The sequence below is a fragment of the Microbacterium sp. P5_E9 genome (assembly GCF_054049175.1).
Window position 1 is genome coordinate 42,712 of the sequence record NZ_JBFUMV010000002.1, and the last position, 21,882, is coordinate 64,593.

The following is a 21,882-nucleotide window of genomic DNA, read 5'->3' on the forward strand; positions in this document are numbered from 1 at the left end:
CCCCCGTGACAGTGATGTCAAACTCGACGTCGAGCAGTTCGACACCCCTGGGCGCGAACGACGCCTCCGATCCCGGGCGGGAGGCGATCCTCGCCGGGCGCACGTCCCTCGGCATCGAGTTCGGATCGACGCGCATCAAGGCGTGCCTGATCGCCGACGACGCCACCGTGCTCGCGGTGGGCAGCCACGAGTGGGAGAACCGCTTCGAGGAGCGCGTCTGGACCTACTCGCTCGAGGACGTGTGGTCGGGTCTGCAGTCCGCCTACGCCGACCTCGTCGCCGATGTCGCGCAGCGCTTCGGTGTGGGCCTCGAGACGATCGGCGCGATCGGCGTCTCGGCGATGATGCACGGCTACCTCGCGTTCGGCGCCGACGACGAGCTGCTCGTGCCGTTCCGCACCTGGCGCAACACGACCACCGGCCCGGCTGCGGCCGAGCTGTCCGAGCTGTTCGGCACGAACATCCCGCTGCGGTGGTCGATCGCCCACCTCCATCAGGCCGTGCTCGACGCCGAGCCGCACGTTCCCGAGGTGCGGTTCCTCACCACGCTCGCCGGTTACGTGCACTGGCGGCTCACCGGTCGCAAGGTGCTGGGCGTCGGCGATGCCTCGGGCATGTTCCCCATCGATGCCGCGACCAAGGACTACGACCAGGAGCTCGTGCGCCGGTACGGCGCCCTCGTCGCCGACACCGCTCCGGGGCTGCGTCTGACCGACGTGCTGCCCGAGGTGCTCGTCGCCGGCCGGCCCGCGGGTGAGCTGACCGCCGAAGGCGCCGCACTGCTCGACGCGTCAGGCACGCTGCGCCCCGGCGCGGTGCTCTGCCCGCCGGAGGGCGACGCGGGCACCGGCATGGTCGCGACCTGCTCCGTCACCCCGCGCACCGGCAACGTGAGCGCCGGCACCAGCATCTTCGCGATGGTGGTGCTGGAGCGCCCGCTGGAGCACGCGCACCACGAGCTCGACCTCGTCACCACGCCCGTCGGCGACCCGGTCGCGATGGTGCACTGCAACAACGGCGCGAGCGAGCTCGCCGCATGGGCGGGCATGTTCGGCCGGTTCGCGGCCGCCGCCGGCACCCCGATCGACGCCGATGCCGTCTTCGAGACGCTCTTCGCGGAGGCTCTTCAGGGAGAGGCGGATGCCGGCGGGCTGCTCGCCTACAACCACCTGGCGGGCGAGCCGATCGCCGGCCTCAGCGAGGGCCGGCCGCTGTTCGTGCGCACGCCCGAGAGCCGCCTGACGCTCGCGAACTTCATGCGCGCGCAGCTGTACGGCGTGTTCGGCACGCTGGCTCTCGGCATGAAGGTCCTCGCCGATGAGGGCGTCGGGCTCGACCTGATGTTCGCCCACGGTGGGGTGTTCCGCACCGCCGGAGTCGCCCAGCGATTCCTCGCGGCGGCGCTCTCGACACCCGTCTCGGTCGGCGAAGCCGCTTCCGAGGGCGGTGCCTGGGGCATCGCCATCCTGGCGTCCTACCACGCGTCCGGATCCGAACTCGAGCTGGGCGAATACCTGCGCAGGCAGGTCTTCGCCGGAAGCGAGTTCGAAACGACCGACCCCGTCCCCGACGACGTCGCCGGATTCACCGCCTACCTGGAGCGCTACCGCGCCGGGCTGGCTGTGGAACGCGCCGCCACCGAGGCACTCTGACCCCTTCGCACTTCCTCCGCTGAACCAAAGGAACTCGCAATGACCCGCACTCCGCTTTCCACCTCCCTCGATGGCTACGAGGTCTGGTTCGTCACCGGCAGCCAGAACCTCTACGGCGAGGAGACGCTCCGCCAGGTCGCCGAGCAGTCGCAGGCGGTCGCCGACGGCCTCGCCGGCCAGCCGGTCAAGGTCGTCTGGAAGCCCGTCCTCAAGGATTCCGACTCGATCCGGCGCCTCGCCCTCGAGGTGAACTCACGCGACGACGTCATCGGCGTGATCGCCTGGATGCACACCTTCAGCCCGGCCAAGATGTGGATCGCGGGCCTCGACGCCCTGCAGAAGCCGCTCCTGCACCTGCACACTCAGGCGAACGTCGAGCTGCCGTGGAACGACATCGACTTCGACTTCATGAACCTCAACCAGGCCGCGCACGGCGACCGTGAGTTCGGCTACATCCAGACCCGCCTGGGAGTCGCGCGCAAGACCGTCGTCGGCCACGTGTCCAACCCCGCCGTCACGGCGCAGATCGAGACGTGGCAGCGCGCCGCCGCCGGCTGGGCCGCGTCCCGCACCCTCAAGCTCGCCCGCTTCGGCGACAACATGCGCTATGTCGCCGTCACCGAGGGCGACAAGACCGAGGCCGAGCTCCGCTTCGGCGTGCAGGTCAACACGTGGGGCGTCAACGAGCTCGTCGAGGCAGTGGATGCCGCCACCGACGCGCAGGTCGATGCCCTGGTCGCCGAGTACGTCGAGAGCTACGACGTCGCCGAGGAGCTGCTCCCCGGTGGCGACCGCCACCAGTCGCTGCGCGATGGCGCCGCAATCGAGGTCGGCCTGCGGTCGTTCCTCGAAGAGGGCGGCTTCGGCGCGTTCACCACGTCGTTCGAAGACCTCGGCACGCTCAAGCAGCTTCCCGGCCTCGCCGTCCAGCGGCTCATGGCCGAGGGATACGGCTTCGGCGCCGAGGGCGACTGGAAGACCGCGATCCTCGTGCGCGTCGCGAACGTCATGGGCGCAGGCCTTCCCGGTGGCGCGAGCCTGATGGAGGACTACACCTACGACCTCGTACCCGGCGCGGAGCGCATCCTCGGCGCCCACATGCTCGAGGTCTCGCCGTCGCTGACCACCGCCAAGCCGCGCCTCGAAGTGCACGCGCTGGGTATCGGCGGCAAGGAGGACCCGGTGCGCCTCGTCTTCACGGCCGACCCCGGCCCCGCGGTCGTCGTCGCCCTCAGCGACATGCGCGACCGGTTCCGGCTCGTCGCGAACGTCGTCCGCAACGTCGAGGCCCCCGACCTGCCGAAGCTGCCCGTGGGCCGCGCGATCTGGGAGCCCGCTCCCGACTTCGCGACGTCGGCCGCGTGCTGGCTCGCCGCCGGCGCTGCGCACCACACCGTCATGACGACCGCGGTCGACATCGAGGTGTTCCGCGACTACGCGGAGATCGCGAAGACCGAGCTCGTCGTCATCGATGAGGACACCACGATCCGCGGCTTCCAGAAGGAGCTGCGCTGGAACCAGGCGTACTACCGCCTCGCGCAGGGGCTCTAGCCATGGCCCGCACGCCGGTCTCCGGCATCCAGCACGCCCTTCGCGCCGGATCATACGAAGCGGTCGTCGCGAGCGTCGGGGCGTCGCTGCGCGTGCTGCGCCACGACGGCCGCGACCTGGTCGTCCCGTTCGAGGCGGACGAGCTGCGCCCGGGTTTCCGCGGCGCGACCCTTGCGCCGTGGCCGAATCGTGTCGTCGACGGCACCTACACGTTCGCGGGCGTCGACCACCAGGTGGCGCTCACCGAGCCGGGACGCGGGCATGCCCTCCATGGCCTCGCCGGGTGGCTCGACTTCCAGGCGATCGACAAGGGCCCCGATCATGTGACGCTCAGCGCGCAGATCGAGCCGCAGACGGGGTACCCCTGGCGGGTCATCGTGACCACGACCTACGCGATCGGACCGGACGGGCTCACCCAGACGGTGACCGCCCGCAACGAGAGCACGGATGCCGCGCCCTGGGGCACCGGACCGCACCCGTATCTCGTGGCGGGGCCGGCTCCGCTCGACGAGTGGAGATTCGAGCTCCCCGCCGAGGAGGTGCTGCTCGTGACCTCCGACCGGCTCATTCCGACCGCGCTGCGCGGGGTCGACGCCGACGACCCGGCGCGCTTCGACTTCCGCTCCGCGCGCCAGATCGGCGCCGTGGAGATCGACCACGCCTACACCGGCCTCGTGCGCGATGCCGATGGTCAGGCGACGGTCCGGCTGACGGATGCCGCGGGCACTGGTGTCGAGATGGTCTGGGATGCCGCGTGCCCGTGGGTGCAGGTTCACACCGCGGACCAGCCCGGCGGCGCGGCCCAGCCGGGCCACCGTGCGGGCCTCGCGGTCGAGCCGATGACCTGCGCGCCGGACGCGTTCAACGCGGCGTCGTACGACTTCGATGCGGGACTGATCGTGCTCGAGCCTGGGGCCACGGCCACAGCATCCTGGCGGATCGCCGCACTCTGACCGACAGTCGATAACGGACATGAGAGCCGCAGACCTCCATTGGTCTGCGGCTCTCGTGCGCCGGGAACGCAGAAGGCCCCGGAGTACTCTCCGAGGCCCACCGCCAGCTGTCGCGACCCGCGAGCCGCGACAAGTTCACGCGTCGTCGTCGCCGCGGAGGTGCGCCTTGACGTCATTGCGCGTCTCGACGGATTCCCGCTCGGCTTCGGCCTTCTTCACGTTGGCGTCGGCCTTGGCCGCGTCGACCTTGTCGCCGATCTTGTCGGTGGTGTCCTCCCACGCGTCCTGGATCTTGCGGCCCGCGGTCTCGGCCGTGTCCTTCGCGTCATCGATGAATCCCATCGATCGCTCCTTTCGTCAGGCGAGGTTGCTGCGGCTCCGTCGAGGAGCCGGCATGAAGACGCTAGTGGGGGGAGCCGACCGCGTCGGGGGGCTTGCGCACCGACTCGATGGTTGCTAGCCGAAGCCCCGGGCTCGCCCGGGCAGCGGCATCCGTCCTAGGCTCTGCGCATGCGATTCGAGACGACGATGCTGGCGATGGGGAACAACACCGGGATCGAGGTGCCCGCCGAGGTGCTGGACGCACTCGGCGGAGGCAGGCGTCCCGCGGTGAACGTGACGGTGAACGGGTACGAGTACCGCACGACGGCCGGCATCATGGCGGGCAGGACGATGCTGCCGTTCAGCTCCGACAAGCGTGCTGCGACCGGGATCAAGGGCGGCGATCACCTTGTGGTCGAGTTGACGCTCGACACCGCGCCCCGCACGGTCGATTTGCCCGACGACCTCAGCGCGGCGCTCGCCGCGGCCGGCCTGCGCGAGAAGTTCGATGCGCTCTCTCCCAGCGCCCGCAAGGCCCACGTCACCAGCGTCGAGTCGGCGAAGGCGGCCGAGACCCGCGCGCGCCGGGTCGAGGCTGTGGTCACCAAGCTCTCCGCCTGACTCAGTCGGCCGGTCGACCCTGCGAGATCGGGGTCGTCGTGTCGATCGCCTCGCGCAGCGTTCCGCGCATCGCGCCCCAGTAGCGGCTCGGAGTGACGCGGGTGAGCACGTCGACGAGCCGCGCCTCGCGACCCACCATGGTGCGGGTCGAGCGCTTCACCGTCGCCTCGACGATCCGGCGCGCGGCGTCCGCGGGCTCGGTGTGGTACATCGCGGCCTGTGCCGTCGCCGCGCGCTGCGCGACCGCGGGGTCGATCCCGGCGGCGTAGCGGCCGTGCAGGATGATCCCGGTCTTCACCCCGGCCGGGTAGATCGCGCCGACGGTGACGGTGGAGTTCTCCAGCTCGTGCCTGAGCGACTCGGTGAAGCCGCGCACCGCGTACTTGGTCATCGCGTAGGGGATCCGCCCCGCGGGGGCGGCGAGCCCGTAGATGCTCACGAGGTGGGTGATGTGCGCTGCGGGTTCCCGTCGCAGCGCGGGCAGCAGCGCCTTCGTGATGTTGACCGTGCCCCAGAGGTTCACCTCCATGAGCCAGCGCATCTCCTCCATCGTGAGCTGGTCGAGGTTGCCCAGCATCGAGGAGCCGGCACACGTGATGAGCGACTGGATGCGGGGGTGGGATGCCTCGATCTCGGCCGCGAGCGCGAACACCGCGCCGTCGTCGGTGAGGTCCACCACGTGCGTGGTGTGGCCAGTCCCGGTGAGGGTCGCTGCCAGCGCCGCCAGACCGTCCGCGTTGCGATCGAGGAGCGCGAGACGCGCACCGCGACGATCGAGCTCGCGAGCGACCTCAGCTCCCATGCCACTGGCCGCGCCCGTGATGACACTGGTTCTTCCGCGCACATCGAGCCGCTGCATCCGCGCCATCATCGTCCTTCCACGTACTTCAGGGGGGTCCGTCAATTCTCGCCGACGCGGGGGGCAACGCCCGCCAGGTAGCCTCGTATGCGGAGGAGGTGCACAGCTATGGGGAGGACTTCCGACGCGATCGGCGAGGGACTCTCGATCGCCTGGGCGGCTGCCCGTCTCACCGTGCGCAACCACATCCTCGTCGAGACGATCGCGCACGACGAGCCCTTCGAGCTCGACCGCTTCGCCCCCTTCGCCCGGCACACCCTGGTGGCGCTCGCCGATGAGCAGCAGGCGGCTGCCGATCTCGTGCGGCGCCAGCGCAAGGCCGCGTGGGGAAAGTACAGCGACTCCCATGGCACGCACGACTACCGGGACCGCGACGTGCGCAACCTGCGTCGCCGGCAGAAGCAGTATCTGGGCGTCGTGAAGGGGCTGCGCGCCCGCGCGAACGACCCCGAGGCGGTCGCCGGATTGGTGACCGAAGCGCGCGATGCCGCGTGGGGGGATGTCGAGGCCAACCTCCTGCGCAGGCTGCGCGTCGAGGGCATGCGACCCGAGTACGACCCCGACTACGCGACGATGCGCGATGCCCGGATGCAGGCGCTGCGGCTGGTCGATCTGCCCCGCCTGCGCGCGCACCGGCGGCAGCTCAACAAGGCCGCCGATTCGCGGCCCGGCCACTCGTAGGGTATTCTCGTCAAGTGCCTCCGCGCCGTTTCGCGCGCGAGGCCGTGCGCCCGTAGCTCAATGGATAGAGCATCTGACTACGGATCAGAAGGTTGGGGGTTCGAGTCCCTTCGGGCGCACACTGTGTTGAGACAGTACCTACGAAAACCCGCGGATTTCCGCGGGTTTTCGTGTTTGTGGGGGAGTCGGGTTCCTTCTGATTCCGCGGGTTTCACGTCTGACTGTCGATCAGACGGGTTTGAGGCGCGCGCGGTGAGATTCCGCGTAATCACGCGGATGGTCAGCGGCGAATGCCGGGTCGATCAGAGGCACGTAGGTGCACTCATGTGTGCACCTACGTGTGCACCGGTTGGCACCAGTCCGCGCGCCCGACGCCGTCCCGGGCGACCTGGCGTACGACCCAACGGTGCGGTGGGGCTTTCGCGCTCCAGGGTCAGCCGAGTGATCGCCTCGAAGCATGTCTGTAAGCCTGCCTCTAGTGAGACGGTTCGCCGGGCCGGCCATTCGTGCATCGCTGGGAGCAAATGTGAGGAGCACGGCCTTCTGGCCGTAATTGGAGCGGTGAACGACCGTCTATCGAGCGGGACCACATTGTTAGCGAAGCACGCCCACACCCCCGGAAGCGGTGGCCCACCGCATCGCTGGAGTCTCATCGTCGGCGCCGAGGGGCATTGGGTACGAAGTACGCGGACGCGCGTTTGTGGACTTCTCCACGACATCCCAGCCATCATGCGCGCCCGGAGGGATTGCCGGGCCCCATCGTTCTTCGCCAAGGCCGCAAAGACTCTCGACGCTCGCCCCGGTGCTTTCGAGGTTGCTGTCCCCGTCTGGTGACGCCTGGATCGAGAGCGAGCGCAACGGCACCATGCGAGGCAAAGGCGGTCGACTCAAACGACTTCCATTGCCGTGACGTCAAGTTCCGGGAAGAGCGGTTGCAGCCAGCGGACGATGTCAGCGCCCGTGACCCCAGGGTCCGTCACGTTGATGCCTGGTGGGGCCAGGCGCTCCAGATCGACGTTGCCCGTCTTCATCACCATGTCCGTCAGTCGGTGCATGGCGTACTCGATGAGCGGCTGCGCTCGTTGATTTGCAGTGTCACCCTGCACATGGAGCAAGAATTCGTCTTCGAGGAATACCGGCGCTGTCGATTCCATCTGCTGGCCGAGTATGTCGATGAAATTGTTGTCTCGCCACATGATCCCCCGGTCAGCCCGGCTGAGTTTGATCTCGCACGCCTTCGCATGGCGGTCCTGTGTCGAGGCGCCGCTCATCATTGCGCCGGTCTCCAGGAAGAGATCCGGATGCTTCCAGCCACACCATCGGCTGAGGTTTGCTTGCAGGCTTCTTCCGTCGGCCGACACGTCATCGATCCAGTCCGAGTTGCCCATCTTCTCGAGCAGTTTGATGAACCGATACCCGGGGTGCATGTCTATCCACGACATCTGGTCGGTGCGGAACTTCGAGTAGACGGAACCCACCGGGCAGTACAGCGCGAGGTCCGCCAGCACCGCAAAGGTGGCAAACACTCGCTCACGGTCCTGCTCACCGACGACGCGGTCTCTCGCGTATGTGTCCCACGTCTTGCTCAGTGCGGCGTGATAAACGAAGCCTGCCCGAGAATTCACGAAGTCGGGAGATAACTCTTCGTAGCCTTCGACACTCTGAGCGTGGGCCTCGAAGATGTGTCGGGCCCCGAAGGAGTGCACCCTCTTGTCCCCCACAAAGGGGGGCGCGGCGTGACCGGTGTCTCCCAACGTGACGTAACCCGTGGCCCAATCGTCCAGCAGTCTCAGTTGGTAACGAGTCGGCCCAGAGAACCCGCTCGGTATCCGAGGTCGTAACTGAGAGTTATGCGCCTCGAAATAGTGGGCCAGATGGGCGGCCTCACTGGGACGGCTGCGCAGAACTGGCGCGACATCGTCGCCTTCCATGATCTGCTCGAGCAGTCGGCGCTTAGCCCAGGCCCGTCCGTGCTCGATCGCGTGTTGCGTGGTTTCATCAAGTTCACCCTCGCCAAGTGCAACTTGGTTCCGCGAGAAGCGGTAGCCGGGTATCGGGATGGGCTTGCCCACTTCGGAGAAGGTCTCGCAGTACGCCAGCATGGAATGAACCTGCAGCTCAGCGATCTCATCGAGGACAGCGCCGTAGGGAGTGGACACGTGTAGCCAGAAATGGCTGACTTCGTGGACGAAGGCTCTGGGATTGCTTCGCCAAACCGCGGCTACGCAGCCGTGGTGAAGGAAGGTGCTGTCGCCCGAGGCGTGAAACCTCGACTCGGCAGGTGCCTCAGCTATCTCGGGAATCGATCGCGGTTCGAACACTTCAGAAGTCCGCAATTTCGTCTTCCTTGTCTACTTCTTCTTCGTGGCGTGTGTTCAGAGGGTGTGCGCGGCCGCCATCGATCACTCCCGCTTTCCCGGCATCGCTGAGTTCATATCTGAGCGTGATCTGTTGCCAGTTCTTGGACGAACGGGCGGTGGACCCGCCGACCGTGAGAACTCGGAGGTCGATACCCGCGCTGGCATCGGTGGTCTTGACCACCTCGAAGTTCACGACAAGCTCCATGTACGAGAGCTTGAAGAGTGGTTTCGAGCCGCCCTCCCTCGCCCGCACGCCAACGGCTTCCAACTCCCGCCTCACCGCCGCCACCAGGTCAGTGATCCCGAGTTCGTTGCTGTCCATGACGCCCCCCAACGGATGGTCCTCAAGTCATACCGCGAAGTCGTCCCCCGGACAAGGTCCACACAACTTCCGGATGGCCGATAGCAACTGACTTGGCAGGAGTGCGTCCTAATCAGACGGCGTCGCGATCCAGACGCTCAAATGTCCTGTGCCCTGTCGATGCCAGCTGAGCCCGTCCAATCTCCACCGGGACTGCTGCAAGGACTGCTGCACGGAGAACTCGGCATCGGCAACGACACCGTCGTCTGAATAGGCATGCACGACCCCAGGATTGCATGCAGCCGCGGCAAACCAGCACTCGACCCAGCCCCGTACGCGGAGTGCCCGTGTGAGGATCCCCGTGAGGCTGCAAACGCCTTTTCTGAGCGCAAATGGGCCTCGGCACGAGGTTGTAGTGGTAGCGGGCAGTAACATCAGCCATGATTTCGCGTGGCATGGCCGTACTCGCGGTTGCGTTGCTGTTAACGGGGTGCAGTGCGCCCGCCGCGACGCCAGTGTCGGAATCGCCCGCCCCCTCGTTGGTCGACGCCGATTCCGAGTTCCTCTACCAATGGGACGAGGGCAGCGGCGAGGCCATCTGGACGATGGATGCGTCAGGCGCGGGCGACGCGCGGATTCCCCTCGACAGATCGCCGGTTCATCCCGATTGGTCACCAGACGGTGAGCGCGTCGTCTATGCGCTCGACCGGGCGGACGGCCATCGTGAAATCTGGACGGCTGGCGCTGACGGGTCGGACCCTCAGTCTGTCGTCCCGTGCGTCGACCCATGTCTGAGCGTCGACTCGCCCGCCTGGTCGCCGGACGGGTCACGCATCGCCTTCTCCTGGTACGACGCATCGACAACGGCCAACGGCCCGCCGGCATCCGGGAGCATCCGAACCGTGGATCTCGCGACCGGACAGATCCAATTGGTGACGCAGACGCCGCCGGCGAGCGGCGACGTCCCCGACATGCCGCGCTGGTCGCCGACGGGAGACGCGCTGGTCATCGAAGTAGACCATTTCGATGAGCTCGGCGCGCCGTCGACGTACATTGCCACGGTCCCCATCGCTGGCGGGGACCCCACTCCGCTGACCGAACCGGCTCTGATGGCCCAATACCCTGACTGGTCGCCGGATGGCGAAATGATCGTGTTCTGCACCTATGACATCTCGATCTTCACGACCCTGGCCGAGGGCACGGCCTCGAATCTCTACACCGTCGCCGTCGACGGCAGCGGCCTCACCCAGCTCACCGACTTCGACGGCGGGGAACGTCTCACCCAACCGAGCTGGCTTCGAGATGGCACCGGCATCGTTGCCACCCTCGTCCACAGCGACTCACGAACCGGGGCACTCTTGGCGGTCGAAGGCGGTGACCCCTCCGCGCTGGGCACCACGAGCGCGACCCATGTGCGCGAGAGGCCGCACCCCTGACGAAGCAATCAAGACCGCGAGCCGACCGATCCCGCACGACGAAGACTCCCCGCCCAGGGGACGCGGCTATGTCGATGTCTGGGTGTTACGTGGCCGCCAACACCATTGCGCCCTCACGAGGATCGTTTGGCGTCCGCTCCACGCGACGATTGTCAACGATCGCTTCACCAATGCCCGCTGAGGGATCCCTTGCGTGCACGCTGGGCTGGACGCCATTTTCGTATTACGATGACGCCATGAACGATCGCGACACGATCAACGGCGTGCCCGTCACCGAGGAACAGATCGCGGCGTGGGCGGCCGAGGCTGAAGCGGGCTACGACGTAGCTGCGCTCAAGAAGCGCGGCCGGGGGCGACCGGGTCGCGGCGCGGAACCGTCGCAGGTCGTCGCTCTGCGGCTGACGAGCGAGGAACTGGCTGAGCTGGACTCGCTGGCGGCGCGCACGCACAAGACGCGGTCCGAGTTGATCCGCGAGGCGCTCGCCGCGTACGCCGCGTGAACATCCACGACACAGCGCTCAAGCACGGGATCTCGGCCCAGGATGCCGCCCTGGCTGCATCGTGGCCGCTATGGGTCGAGGACCTCGACGACGATTCGCCGGCGCGTCAGCTGCGGCTCGGCTTTGACACCCAGGGGAGGCTGCTCGAGACGGTCGTGCTCGTCTTCGACAGCGGCAATGAGCTCGTCATCCACGCCATGAAAGCACGACCGCAGATGCTGGACCTGCTGCCATAGACGCGGGCTCGGCATGTGTGCACGCATGTGTGCACCCGGCCCACAAATGCGCGGAATCACGTGGGAGAACGGCTGCCTCTCGTCCGTCTACGGATCAGAAGGTTGGGGGTTCGAGTCCCTTCGGGCGCACACTGGGTTGAGACAGTAACGGAAGAGAGTGCCGATATCGGCACTTTTTTTCGTTTCTGGAGCCTTTCTGATCCGATCAGCGGGCGGATCAGGCGATGCCACGGATCGTGGTGCCTTAGGTCATCGCGATTCCTGCGGATTCCGGCGCGAACAATCCAATTGCTGATTCGCGGCGAACAACCGTTGACGCGGGCGCTCGCCCTCGTGGGTGCGGGGGTCCGGGGCGATGGCGAAGAAGAGCGGTCGAGCGAAGTTCTGGTCCTTGAGTGCGCTCGCCGGGGTCGTGAGCGCCGGAGTGTTCCTGGCAGTCGCCGAGCTCGTCGCATTGGTCGTCGCCCGTGACGGAAGCCCCATCTTGGCAATCGGCTCGTTCGTCATCGACATCGTGCCGCAGCCGTTCAAAGAGCTCGCGATCGCGACCTTCGGCGAGTACGACAAGATCGCGCTGCTGGCGGGCCTCGGCCTCGCGGTGCTGATCGCCTCGGCGATCGCCGGGATCGCGCAGTACATCCGGCCGCCTCTGGGGGTCGTGGCGCTGGTCATCGCGGGCGGCATCTCGGTAGCCGCCATCGTCACACGCGCTGGCGCGGCCCCGCTCGCGTCGCTCCCTCCGATCGCGGGCACGATCGCCGGGAGTGTGCTCCTGACCTTCCTGGTCTCCCGGCTTCGCCACTGGTCAGCCGAGCCGACACCAGCTACCGCGCCGGCAACGGCCACTGTTCCGACAGCATCCACCGCGCCAGCCTCGCTGGATCGACGAATGTTCTTCCGCGTGACGGCGATAGCCGCGGCATCCGCCCTCGTCGTCGGCATCGGTGCGCGCGTGGTCAACGCCACGACGTCGTCGATCGCCGCCGTGCGAAAGGCGCTGAAGCTGCCGGAGCCCCGATCGACCGTCGTGGTTCCCGAGGGGGCCGAATTCGACATCCCAGGACTCTCGCCCCTGTTCACGCCGAACAGCGAGTTCTACCGCGTCGACACCGCGCTCACCGTTCCCTCGATCGACCCGGGAACCTGGCGTCTGGTGATCGACGGCATGGTCGATGAGCGGGTGGAGTTGAGCTACGACGACCTCGTCGGGATGGGGCTCGATGAGTACTCCATCACCCTGACATGCGTGTCGAACGTGGTGGGGGGCGATCTGATTGGAAACGCGAAGTGGCTGGGCGTCCCGGTACGGGACGTGCTGCGAATCGCCGGAGTCCAGGCGGGGGCGGACATGGTTCTCTCGCGAAGCATCGACGGGTTCACGGCCAGCACGCCGTTGGTCTCACTCACCGACGAGGGGATCGACGCGATCCTCGCGGTGGCGATGAACGGCGAGCCGCTGCCACTGGAGCACGGGTTTCCGGTCCGCATGGTGGTTCCCGGTCTCTACGGCTACGTATCGGCCACGAAGTGGCTGACGGAGCTCACGGTGACGACGTTCGCCGCCGACGAGGCCTACTGGACGCCGCGCGGCTACAGCGCGGAGGCGCCGATCAAGTTCTCCTCGCGCCTCGACACTCCCCGCACCCTGACTCCCGTCACGGCCGGGCGCACCCCGGTCGCCGGCGTCGCGTGGGACCAGACCGTGGGGATCGAGCGGGTCGAGGTGAAGATCGACGACACGGACTGGCAGCGGGCAACACTCTCGTCGCCCATCAACGACGACACCTGGGTCCAGTGGTTCATCGATTGGGACGCCACTCCCGGCAACCACAACATCACCGTGCGTGCCGTGAACAAGAACGGCGACCTTCAGACTGAGGAGCAGGCCCCGATCGCGCCGAACGGCTCCACGGGCTGGCACCGCATGCTCATCCAGGTGAACTGAGGGCCCGCTCTGACTGTCCGACGCCGAGGAAGTCCCGTTGGGGCGGTAGGAGTTCGATGTGTGTGAGGATCGCGTTCTCACCGACACGGAGGTGTCGCCACCGCCGACCGTAGACCTGGCGGGCTTCCGGGTAGCCCGCGTCCGTGCTGGTGATCGCTTGGGCGGTCGCCGCTTTCCATCCGCCGTCGATCCAGATGGAGAGCGGCGTCGGCCGCAGCAGGTTGCGCCACCAGTTCTTGCGCTGGGCACCACCCGGGTAGACGATGACGAGGTTGCCTTCCCGCGCGTACTGCACAGGAAACTCGAAGATGCGACCGCTCTTCGCGCCCCGCACGCGAAGCAACGCAAACGTGCCGCCGAGACCGGGGACCCCATGGCGCAGCGACCATGTCATCACGCCGGAACCGACCGATTGACCCGTCAGGGTTCGCATCAGGGCGATGCTCACGAGACCGAGGATGGCGCCTGCGACGACACCGGTCAGCGCACCCAATGCGATCACCGCTCCCGTCGGCCAGGCGGCGTCCGGAATCGTGGCGCCGGTGAAGATGACGACCATGGCGGGTGTCCATGCGACCGCGCTGATCGAGACCCACCGCCACGGATGACGGACATGGTGACGCAGCACTACCGCCTGTCCGACCCCCAGCACGGCGCCCATAGCCAGGCCGAGTCCGGCGGCCATCAGAAGAATGAACGCTGGAGCCGGCGCAGCGCCGACCTGGTCGCCCAGGCTCGAGGGGGCCGACGCCAGCGCCCACCCGAGGCCGGCGATCAGAACGGTCGTCACGATCCAGCGGAGCCGCGACAGCCCGGGAAACCGGCGGGTGAGCCAGGCCGCTTGGAGAACCCCGAGCGCGGTCCCCTCGATCAACCCGCCCGTGACAAGGATGGCGAGCGCCGCGTAGCCGGGTAATCCCTCCGACGCGCGGGCCGCTGACGCCGACGCGGTCATCCCGATGCCCTCGGCGACGACGCAGGCGGCGATCCAGCCCATCGGCCCAGCCGCCGCGGACGCGTCCTGGTGCGGGTGCTGTGGCGCAGTCGCGGGAACTTCGTGGATGACGTCCATCGCAACAGCACACTCTCAACCGCAAAGATCGGCAGGGTCGAACGTCCCGTGGCTCGCCCTGCCGACGTGTCGCGAGGACGAGGTGATGGCACTTGCTCAACCTGAGGTGAGCAGTTCGTTGGCGTCGCGACGCACCGTGAGCTTCGGCTGCGCGGGGGGCGATTCCTTCAGACGTTCAATCCACGATGGTGAGAGAGGCCCCTTGGCCATGCGGTCGACATCGAGAATGCCACGCGCGTTCCGTAGGGGGTTGCGGAGGCGGCGCTGGAGGAGCTCAGAGGACGCCGGACGGGTGAGGCGTGCTGGCCAGCCTGCACTTATACTTTCCGCGACGGAAATGATACGGTTTCGGAGGTTGCACCCGCACCGCTATCGTGTCCACCTGGAAGACCCGCTGATGACTTCTTCGACCCTGCTCGATTCACCGCCCCGCGTTGCCATGACGACGGGCGATCCCGCGGGAATCGGCCCGGAACTGGTTGCGCGCCTCCTCGTTGAGATCGCCGGAGACGCCGGACAACCCGTTGCCGTCTTCACCACTTCCGCCGAGCTGGATCGCGGTTTCGAGCAGGCCGGCCTGGGCCACGCGCGCGGTGTCGTCGAATCGGCGGAGAACATCAAGATCGTCGACAGCGGCATGGATTTCGAGGGAATGCCGGTCGCACGCGCCTCGCGGGAGGGTGGCGAATGGGCCCTCGCGCACTTGGAGCTCGCGCTGAAGGCGCACGGCAGGGGCGAGGTCGACGCGCTCGTGTTCGCGCCGCTCAACAAGTCGTCACTGCACCTTGCGGGTATGCACGAGCTGGACGAGCTGCGCTGGTTCGAGAAGCGCCTGGGCGTCACCGGTCCGGTCTCCGAGTTGAATGCCATCACCGGCATCTGGACCTCGCGCGTGACCTCCCACGTGGCTCATCGTGACGCCCCGATGCTTATCACGGCGGAAAAGGTCAAGGACGCAGCCGCCCTCCTGAATTCGTATCTCGTCGCCTCGGGAATCGCCGCGCCGCGCCTGGCCGTGTGCGCGCTGAACCCGCATGCCGGCGAGAACGGCACATTCGGCCGCGAGGAGATCGACGAGATCGCACCCGGCGTGGCGCGGGCCGTCGCCGAGGGAATCGACGCAGTCGGGCCGTTCCCGGCCGACACGCTCTTCCTGCGTGCTCGTGACGGGGAGTTCGACGGCGTCGTGACGATGTACCACGACCAGGGCCAGATCGCTATGAAGATGATCGGATTCGATGGCGGCGTGACGATTGAGGGCGGGATCGGCATCGCCACCTGCACGCCCGCCCACGGTACGGCCTTCGACCGGGTCGGTGCCGGCACCGCATCGCCCACCTCGACGCGCAACGCGTACCAGCTCGCGCGGGCGCTCGCATCGACCACGATCAAGCTCGGCGTGTGACCGCCGAGGCTCGGACCCTCGCTGCGCGGCTGTCGCACGCACAGCCTTCCCGTCCGGTCGACCAGGCGGACCTCGAGACGGCTGTCGCACGCGGTCCACGGGTGGTCATCCTCGACGATGACCCGACGGGAACGCAGAGCGTGCGGCGGCTGCCGATCATCACGCAGTGGGAACCGGCGGACGCGGCCTGGGCGTTCGGCTGTCAAGACGCAGGCTTCTGCGTTCTGACGAACACCCGCAGCCTCGATGAGGAGCACGCTCGTCTGCGGAACGCCGAGGCGATCCGCGCGGTTCACGCCGCCGCCGTGGGCGAGCGCTACAGCGTGATCAGCCGGGGGGATTCAACACTGCGAGGGCACCACGTCGCCGAGATCGACTCGGTTTCGCGGGAGCTGTCCGCAGTCGGGTGGGGTGACGTGGACGCCGTGCTCGTTGTTCCGGCGTTTCCTGCGGCCGGCCGCATCACGGTCGACGCGGTGCACTGGATCGAGGAGGGCGGCGAGTTCGTACCGGCCGGAGCCTCGAGCTTCGCCCTCGACCCGACATTCGGCTACCGTGCCTCCGACATCCGGAAGTGGACCGAGGAGCGGTCGAACGGCGCGGTGCGCGCCCGCGACGTGGGCTCGATCGGACTCGAGGTCGTTCGAGGCGCTCACGAGGGCCTGGTCGAGGCCATCATGCGCGCGGCTGATGGTCGTCACGTCGTCGTCGACGCCGTGGACGACAACGACCTCCGCTGCATCTCGATGGCCGCGCTCGAAGCGGAACGCCTCGGGCGCAAGCTGCTCTACCGGACGAGCCCCGGCCTTCTGCTGTCCCGACTAGGTCAGCGGCAGGAGGGGGCGGTTGTGCGACAGGAGCTCGCCGACGTCGTGCGAGCGGCCGAGCCGCAGACTCCGCACGGACTCGTCGTGGTCGGCTCGCACGTGCCGCTCAGCAGCCGGCAGCTCGACCATGTGCTCGCGAACGACCAGGACATCGTCCATCTCATCGTCGACGTTCCCGCGCTCCTCGACCCGGGAGCGGCGGAGAACGAACTCGAGCGCATCGTCGAGCAGGCGTCCTCGGCGCTCGGGCACTGCGATGTGGTCATCTCGACGTCCCGTGTGCGCATCGACGGCTCGAACGGTGCCGCGAGCCTCGACATCGCCCGCACAGTTTCGGCGGGAATCGTGCTGCTCACGAGGCGGCTGCTGGAGCGGTGTCGACCGAGCTTCCTCATCGGCAAGGGTGGGATCACCTCCAGCGATCTCGCCACCGGAGCAGTGGGGCTGCGACGAGCTCGGATCGTCGGCTCGCTGCTGGCCGGCTCCGTGTCCGTCTGGCAGTCGGCCGATTCGGCGGCAGTCGACGTCTTCGAGACGCCCTATGCCGTCTTCCCCGGCAACGTCGGGTCGGACGGATCCCTCGCTCAGGCGATCGCAGCCTTCCGGAGGGCCTCGAACGAGACCGGGTAGCTGTTCAGATAGGACTGGATCGCGACCACGGCGCCTCCGCGCGCCCACTCGGAGAAGGCCATCGGCTCGACGAGCGTCGAGATCGGGCGAGCCCAGGTCGGGCGGTCCACGGCGATGCCGCGCTGCACCGCGTCAGGCGCGGTCGTGGCCAGACCGATGCCTTCACCCGAGAGAAGAACCTCCTGGATGCCGGTGAGCATGGAGACCGCGGAGATGAGGCGACCGAGAGCGCGCGCGGATTCGTCGACGACACGTCCAGCGACGGGGTTGCCGGAAGTGGCAAGGCTGAGGACCTCGTCGTAGCCGACCGTGCGGCCGAGCCCCATGGAAACGGACTGGCAGATACTTCCGGATGACAGGTAGGCGATGGCGCAACCCCGGTGTCCCTCGGCGCACATCGGCCCTGTCGGATCGATGACGAAATGACCCGCGGTCGGTGCGTGGGGATCCTCACGGCGCACCACGCGATCGTGGATGACGAGCGAGCATCCGACGCCGACTCCGACGGTGATCAAGGCGAAGTCCGTCGTACCGCGGCCCATACCGAACCAGTGCTGCACCTGGGTCAGCGCGAGAACGTCGTTCTCCACGTCCACCCGCAGGCCCGTCGCGGCCGAGATGCTCTCGGCCAGGGGCACATCGTTCCATCCGAGGGAGCGGGAGACATCGACCTTCTGACCGTCGGCCGAGTGGCCGCCGAGGGCGATGCCCACTCCGCACACGTCGGACCAGTCGCGGGCCAGGCCGGAGACGGTGGCGGCGATGGCCGCGGTGACCGTCGTCGGGTCGGTCGCGACGATTGGCGCGGTGACTTCGGCAAGGATCTCGGCGCGCGCGTTGGTGACGACGCCGTAGAGGGCTTCGAGGGTGACCTTGATTCCGATGAAGCGAAGGTCGTCCGCGACATCGAGGGGACGGGCGATTCGTCCGTGCACCGCATCCGCCTGAGGGTCACCCTCGCGGAGCAGGCCGGAGTCGACGAGCGGCTTCGCCAGTCGGGTCAGGCTGGCGGGGGAGAGGTTGAGGCGCCGCGCGATCTCGCTCCGTGAGAGCGGTCCGCTCATCACGATCTCGCGCGCCACAGATCGCGCGGATTCGGTCGCCAGGTGGCTGGGTGTCATCTCTCGCAGGCTCACGTCATTCACCCTCTACTGGCGCACAGGAATCGCACACCTTGCTCGAACTAGGCTTTCAGTAACAGTAAGAATAGCCCGCAATCAGCCGCAATGAGACCGGAAACACGCCTCGATTTGACGTGAATGCTTTCCGTCGCAATAATCATTAGGCACCCAGAGACCAGTCAGGTTTCCGGCAAAGGAGCCAATGATGACCGACACCACCCGCCTGCTCGACGTCACCTCGGGCGGTGTCAGCGTTCTCATCGACGCTCGGGGGGCCGGCGAGGTGACCGACACCACCCGGCTGTTCCACCTCACCTCGGGCGGCGTCAGCGTACTCATCGACGCTCGAGGCGCCGGCGTGCCGCGCATCGTCCACTGGGGCGCGGCGCTCGACGTGCGCGATCAGCGCGACCTCGAGCAGCTGGCCTCGGCCTCCATCCCGCAGATCGTCTCGAACAGCATCGACACGCCCGTGCCGTTGGCGATCCTTCCCGAGCAGGCGAAGGGGTGGACCGGCACGCCGGGGATCAGCGGCCATCGCGATGGGGCGGCCTTCACCGTCGATCTCGCCCTCGTTGCTGTGCACTCGGGCCGATCCGCCGACAAGCGCTTCCGCGACCGCAACCTTCGCTTCGAGCTCGAAGACGGCGACACAGGACTTCAGGTCGAGCTCGAACTGGAACTGGCGGACTCGGGCGTGCTGCGCACCCGAGCACGCGTCACGAGCACGAAGGACGGCGCCTACACCCTCGACGGATTGGTGCTGGCGCTGCCGGTTCCGCTCCACGCCCAGGAGATCCTCGACTTCACCGGCCGCCACGTGCGCGAGAGCAGCGCCCAGCGCCATGCCTTCACGATGGGGACGCACACGAACGACGGACGCCACGGACGGACCGGCCATGATGCCTCGCTCCTCTACGCCGTCGGCGCAGAAGGATTCGGATTCCGCAGCGGAGAGGTGTGGGGGGTCCAGGTCGCCTGGAGCGGCAACCACCGCACCTATGCCGAGCGGCTTCCCTCTGGGCGGAGCGTGATTGGCGGCGGCGAGCTGCTCCTGCCCGGCGAGGTACGACTTCATGCGGGCGAGGCCTACCGGAGCCCCTGGCTGTACGCCTCCTACGGCGACGGTCTCGACGCGCTGAGCGCGCGCTTCCACGAGTTTCTCCGTGCCCGCCCCGGGTATCCCTCGACCCCTCGCCCCGTCGTGCTCAACACGTGGGAGGCGGTGTACTTCGATCAGGACCTCGACACGCTCCTCGCACTCGCGGATCGCGCGGCCGGCGTCGGCGTCGAGCGATTCGTGCTCGACGACGGTTGGTTCCACGGGCGCCGCGACAAGTCGGCGGGGCTGGGGGACTGGCGCATCGATGCCGACGTCTGGCCGGACGGTCTCGAGCCGCTCGTCGAGCGCGTCCGCGCCCTGGGGATGCAGTTCGGCCTCTGGTTCGAGCCCGAGATGATCAACCCCGACTCGGACGCCGCCCGCGAGAACCCCGACTGGATCATGGGCCCGGGCCATCGCCAGCCGCCCACCGCCCGGTACCAGCAGGTGCTCGACCTGTCCAACCCTGCTGCGTTCGCGCACGTGCTCGAGAGCATGAGCGGCCTCGTCGCACGCTACGACATCGACTTCATCAAGTGGGACCACAACCGCGATCTCGTCGACGCGGGGCACCCGGCCTCCGGGGTCGCCGGTGTCCACAACCAGACCCTCGCGTTCTACCGCCTCGTCGACGAGCTCCGTGCGCGTTTCCCCCGCCTGGAGATCGAGGCATGTTCGTCAGGTGGCGCCCGCGCCGACCTGGAAGTGCTCGAACGCAGCGACCGCATCTGGGCGAGTGACTGCATCGACGCGCTCGAACGCCAGCGCATCGAGCGGTGGACGGGCATCACGGTTCCTCCCGAGCTCATCGGCTCGCACGTCGGCTCCGCGAGGGCGCACTCCACGCGGCGCACCCACGACATGTCGTTCCGCGCCGGAACCGCCCTCTTCGGCAGTTTCGGGATCGAGCAGGACCTCACTGCCGCGCCCGCCGAGGACCTCGAGGAGCTCGCCCAGTGGATCACGCTCTACAAGGGTGCACGGGGCTGGATGCACCGGGGAACCGTCGTCCGAGGCGACCACCCCGACCCCGCCTATTGGATCCGCGGCATCGTCTCGCGTGATCGCGACGAGGCGCTCTACTCGCTCGTGGCGATGGCGACGGGAGTGCAGAATCCGCCCGGCGTCGTTCGCCTGCCGGGCCTCGACCCCGATCGCCACTACCGCGTCGAACCCATCGCTCCGGGCGACGCCATCCTGACCTTCAACCACCACGCAGGTCCTGCGTGGTGGACGACGGGCATCGAACTGACCGGCCAGGTGCTCGCGACCGCCGGCATCCAGGCCCCTGCGCTCGCCCCCGAGCACCTCGCTGTGATCCACGTCACGGCCATTCCCACGGAAGGACGGTGACAGCATGGCCACCCAGACCCTGGAACGGCCCGTGTCGACCCGGCAGCGCTCGGTCGTGAAGCCTCGCACGAGGTTCATGCTCGGAATGAAGCGCCGCGAGGCGATCGCCGCATGGATCTTCGTCGCGCCCGCACTGATCGGCTTCCTGGCATTTTTCGTCTGGCCCGCGATCAGGGGCTTCTTCTACAGCTTCACGGACTTCGACCTGCTGACGGCGCCCGAGTTCATCGGATTCGACAACTACATCCGCCTCGCGCAGGACCCGCTGTTCTGGAACGCACTCGGAACCACGGTCTATTACGTCGCCATCAACATCGGTCTGCAGACCGTCGTGGCGCTCGGAATCGCCGTGCTCATGCACCGGCTCACCCAGTCGCTGGTCATCCGGGGAATCATCATCTTCCCGTACCTGATCGCCAACGTCATCGCGGCGCTCGTGTGGTTCTACATGTTCGACTTCCAGTTCGGCATCGTCAACGAGGTCATCGACGCCATCGGGCTCGACAAGATCGCCTTCTTCGGTCAGAGCGAATGGGCCATCCCCACCGTTGCGCTGATCAACGTGTGGCGTCACATGGGCTACACCGCGCTGCTGATCTTCGCGGGACTGCAGACGATCCCGAAAGAGGTCTACGAGGCCGGCGCCATCGATGGCGGCTCGGAATGGCGGATGTTCCGCAGCATCACGCTTCCCCTGCTTCGCCCGGTGCTCGCAATGGTCCTCGTCATCACCGTGACCGGCTCCTTCCAGCTCTTCGACACGATTGCCGTGACGACGCAGGGCGGCCCCGTGAACTCCACGCGAGTCATCAACTACTACATCTACGACGTGGCGTTCAACCGATTCGACTTCGGCTACGGCTCGGCGATGGCGCTGGCGCTGTTCGTCCTGCTCGCCGTCTTCACCTTCATTCAGCTGCGCCTGACGCGCGCCAACCAATCCGACCTGGGATGAC

The 21,882-nt window shown here is 67.5% G+C and carries 19 protein-coding genes and 1 tRNA gene; 14 read left to right on the forward strand and 6 right to left on the reverse strand.

What is annotated here, in order from left to right:
* Positions 1–14 precede the first annotated feature (14 nt).
* From ACXJ3V_RS03585 to ACXJ3V_RS03595, 3 genes are read left to right on the forward strand one after another with little or no spacing between them, the layout of a single operon-like run.
* The gene (locus ACXJ3V_RS03585; protein ID WP_457099413.1) at positions 15–1,652 is read left to right on the forward strand and encodes a xylulokinase; all 1,638 of its coding nucleotides are present in this window, start codon (positions 15–17) and stop codon (positions 1,650–1,652) included.
* 39 nt (positions 1,653–1,691) lie between these two features.
* Positions 1,692–3,203: an L-arabinose isomerase gene (gene araA, locus ACXJ3V_RS03590; protein WP_457098892.1), complete on the forward strand. Its 1,512-nt coding sequence runs from the start codon at positions 1,692–1,694 to the stop codon at positions 3,201–3,203.
* Positions 3,204–3,205: 2 nt separating this feature from the next.
* The gene (locus ACXJ3V_RS03595; RefSeq protein ID WP_457098893.1) at positions 3,206–4,156 is read left to right on the forward strand and encodes an aldose 1-epimerase family protein; all 951 of its coding nucleotides are present in this window, start codon (positions 3,206–3,208) and stop codon (positions 4,154–4,156) included.
* Between the two features lie 135 nt (positions 4,157–4,291).
* On the opposite strand, the gene ACXJ3V_RS03600 is transcribed toward ACXJ3V_RS03595, so the two are convergent.
* Positions 4,292–4,498: a hypothetical protein gene (locus ACXJ3V_RS03600; protein WP_457098894.1), complete on the reverse strand. Its 207-nt coding sequence runs from the start codon at positions 4,496–4,498 to the stop codon at positions 4,292–4,294.
* 168 nt (positions 4,499–4,666) lie between these two features.
* On the opposite strand from ACXJ3V_RS03600, the gene ACXJ3V_RS03605 reads away from it, so the two are divergent.
* Positions 4,667–5,098: a YdeI/OmpD-associated family protein gene (locus ACXJ3V_RS03605; RefSeq protein ID WP_457098895.1), complete on the forward strand. Its 432-nt coding sequence runs from the start codon at positions 4,667–4,669 to the stop codon at positions 5,096–5,098.
* A gap of 1 nt (position 5,099) precedes the next feature.
* Here the strand turns inward: ACXJ3V_RS03605 and ACXJ3V_RS03610 are convergent, their stop codons facing one another.
* On the reverse strand, positions 5,100–5,957 hold the full coding sequence (locus ACXJ3V_RS03610) for an SDR family NAD(P)-dependent oxidoreductase (RefSeq protein WP_457098896.1): 858 nt from the start codon (positions 5,955–5,957) through the stop codon (positions 5,100–5,102).
* Between the two features lie 108 nt (positions 5,958–6,065).
* On the opposite strand from ACXJ3V_RS03610, the gene ACXJ3V_RS03615 reads away from it, so the two are divergent.
* Positions 6,066–6,638, forward strand: coding sequence for an asparagine synthase (locus tag ACXJ3V_RS03615; protein WP_457098897.1), 573 nt, complete (start codon positions 6,066–6,068; stop codon positions 6,636–6,638).
* 46 nt (positions 6,639–6,684) lie between these two features.
* Positions 6,685–6,757: transfer RNA gene (locus ACXJ3V_RS03620), tRNA-Arg, on the forward strand.
* Between the two features lie 768 nt (positions 6,758–7,525).
* Here the strand turns inward: ACXJ3V_RS03620 and ACXJ3V_RS03625 are convergent.
* Positions 7,526–8,959 (reverse strand): hypothetical protein, encoded by a 1,434-nt coding sequence (locus ACXJ3V_RS03625; RefSeq protein ID WP_457098898.1) that lies wholly within the window; start codon positions 8,957–8,959, stop codon positions 7,526–7,528.
* Between the two features lies 1 nt (position 8,960).
* Positions 8,961–9,320 (reverse strand): trypco2 family protein, encoded by a 360-nt coding sequence (locus ACXJ3V_RS03630; protein WP_457098899.1) that lies wholly within the window; start codon positions 9,318–9,320, stop codon positions 8,961–8,963.
* A gap of 881 nt (positions 9,321–10,201) precedes the next feature.
* Between ACXJ3V_RS03630 and ACXJ3V_RS03635 the strand changes: the two genes are divergently transcribed.
* The 4 genes from ACXJ3V_RS03635 to ACXJ3V_RS03650 all read left to right on the forward strand — a co-directional run bounded on the left by ACXJ3V_RS03635 (position 10,202) and on the right by ACXJ3V_RS03650 (position 13,416).
* The gene (locus ACXJ3V_RS03635; protein ID WP_457098900.1) at positions 10,202–10,735 is read left to right on the forward strand and encodes a TolB family protein; all 534 of its coding nucleotides are present in this window, start codon (positions 10,202–10,204) and stop codon (positions 10,733–10,735) included.
* Positions 10,736–10,971: 236 nt separating this feature from the next.
* Entirely contained in the window at positions 10,972–11,235 is a 264-nt protein-coding gene (locus ACXJ3V_RS03640; protein WP_457098901.1) for a ribbon-helix-helix protein, CopG family, read from the forward strand.
* Entirely contained in the window at positions 11,232–11,471 is a 240-nt protein-coding gene (locus tag ACXJ3V_RS03645; protein ID WP_457098902.1) for a toxin, read from the forward strand. The genes ACXJ3V_RS03640 and ACXJ3V_RS03645 overlap by 4 nt, the downstream gene beginning before the upstream one ends.
* A 355-nt stretch (positions 11,472–11,826) precedes the next feature.
* A complete protein-coding gene (locus ACXJ3V_RS03650) occupies positions 11,827–13,416 on the forward strand; it encodes a molybdopterin-dependent oxidoreductase (RefSeq protein WP_457098903.1) in 1,590 nt (529 codons plus the stop codon).
* On the opposite strand, the gene ACXJ3V_RS03655 is transcribed toward ACXJ3V_RS03650, so the two are convergent.
* Positions 13,400–14,488, reverse strand: coding sequence for a nitroreductase/quinone reductase family protein (locus ACXJ3V_RS03655; protein WP_457098904.1), 1,089 nt, complete (start codon positions 14,486–14,488; stop codon positions 13,400–13,402). The genes ACXJ3V_RS03650 and ACXJ3V_RS03655 overlap by 17 nt on opposite strands.
* Positions 14,489–14,843: 355 nt before the next feature.
* Here ACXJ3V_RS03655 and ACXJ3V_RS03660 point away from each other — a divergent pair, with 355 nt between their 5' ends.
* On the forward strand, positions 14,844–15,893 hold the full coding sequence (locus tag ACXJ3V_RS03660; RefSeq protein WP_457098905.1) for a 4-hydroxythreonine-4-phosphate dehydrogenase PdxA: 1,050 nt from the start codon (positions 14,844–14,846) through the stop codon (positions 15,891–15,893).
* Complete coding sequence (locus ACXJ3V_RS03665) at positions 15,890–17,350, forward strand: four-carbon acid sugar kinase family protein (RefSeq protein WP_457098906.1); 1,461 nt, start codon at positions 15,890–15,892, stop codon at positions 17,348–17,350. The genes ACXJ3V_RS03660 and ACXJ3V_RS03665 overlap by 4 nt, the downstream gene beginning before the upstream one ends.
* Here the strand turns inward: ACXJ3V_RS03665 and ACXJ3V_RS03670 are convergent.
* On the reverse strand, positions 17,305–18,486 hold the full coding sequence (locus tag ACXJ3V_RS03670; RefSeq protein WP_457098907.1) for an ROK family protein: 1,182 nt from the start codon (positions 18,484–18,486) through the stop codon (positions 17,305–17,307). The genes ACXJ3V_RS03665 and ACXJ3V_RS03670 overlap by 46 nt on opposite strands.
* A gap of 190 nt (positions 18,487–18,676) precedes the next feature.
* Here ACXJ3V_RS03670 and ACXJ3V_RS03675 point away from each other — a divergent pair, with 190 nt between their 5' ends.
* Both ACXJ3V_RS03675 and ACXJ3V_RS03680 read left to right on the forward strand, forming a co-directional pair.
* Positions 18,677–20,926 (forward strand): alpha-galactosidase, encoded by a 2,250-nt coding sequence (locus ACXJ3V_RS03675; RefSeq protein WP_457098908.1) that lies wholly within the window; start codon positions 18,677–18,679, stop codon positions 20,924–20,926.
* Positions 20,927–21,002: 76 nt separating this feature from the next.
* Positions 21,003–21,881, forward strand: coding sequence for a carbohydrate ABC transporter permease (locus tag ACXJ3V_RS03680; RefSeq protein WP_457099414.1), 879 nt, complete (start codon positions 21,003–21,005; stop codon positions 21,879–21,881).
* Position 21,882: the final 1 nt, after the last annotated feature.

Coding starts and splice junctions, on each gene's coding strand:
- ACXJ3V_RS03585 (WP_457099413.1), top strand. CDS start 15: ATGTCAAACTCGACGTCGAGCAGTTCGACACCCCTGGGCGCGAACGAC.
- araA (WP_457098892.1), top strand. CDS start 1,692: ATGACCCGCACTCCGCTTTCCACCTCCCTCGATGGCTACGAGGTCTGG.
- ACXJ3V_RS03595 (WP_457098893.1), top strand. CDS start 3,206: ATGGCCCGCACGCCGGTCTCCGGCATCCAGCACGCCCTTCGCGCCGGA.
- ACXJ3V_RS03600 (WP_457098894.1), bottom strand. CDS start 4,498: ATGGGATTCATCGATGACGCGAAGGACACGGCCGAGACCGCGGGCCGC.
- ACXJ3V_RS03605 (WP_457098895.1), top strand. CDS start 4,667: ATGCGATTCGAGACGACGATGCTGGCGATGGGGAACAACACCGGGATC.
- ACXJ3V_RS03610 (WP_457098896.1), bottom strand. CDS start 5,957: ATGCAGCGGCTCGATGTGCGCGGAAGAACCAGTGTCATCACGGGCGCG.
- ACXJ3V_RS03615 (WP_457098897.1), top strand. CDS start 6,066: ATGGGGAGGACTTCCGACGCGATCGGCGAGGGACTCTCGATCGCCTGG.
- ACXJ3V_RS03630 (WP_457098899.1), bottom strand. CDS start 9,320: ATGGACAGCAACGAACTCGGGATCACTGACCTGGTGGCGGCGGTGAGG.
- ACXJ3V_RS03640 (WP_457098901.1), top strand. CDS start 10,972: ATGAACGATCGCGACACGATCAACGGCGTGCCCGTCACCGAGGAACAG.
- ACXJ3V_RS03650 (WP_457098903.1), top strand. CDS start 11,827: ATGGCGAAGAAGAGCGGTCGAGCGAAGTTCTGGTCCTTGAGTGCGCTC.
- ACXJ3V_RS03655 (WP_457098904.1), bottom strand. CDS start 14,488: ATGGACGTCATCCACGAAGTTCCCGCGACTGCGCCACAGCACCCGCAC.
- ACXJ3V_RS03675 (WP_457098908.1), top strand. CDS start 18,677: ATGACCGACACCACCCGCCTGCTCGACGTCACCTCGGGCGGTGTCAGC.
- ACXJ3V_RS03680 (WP_457099414.1), top strand. CDS start 21,003: ATGCTCGGAATGAAGCGCCGCGAGGCGATCGCCGCATGGATCTTCGTC.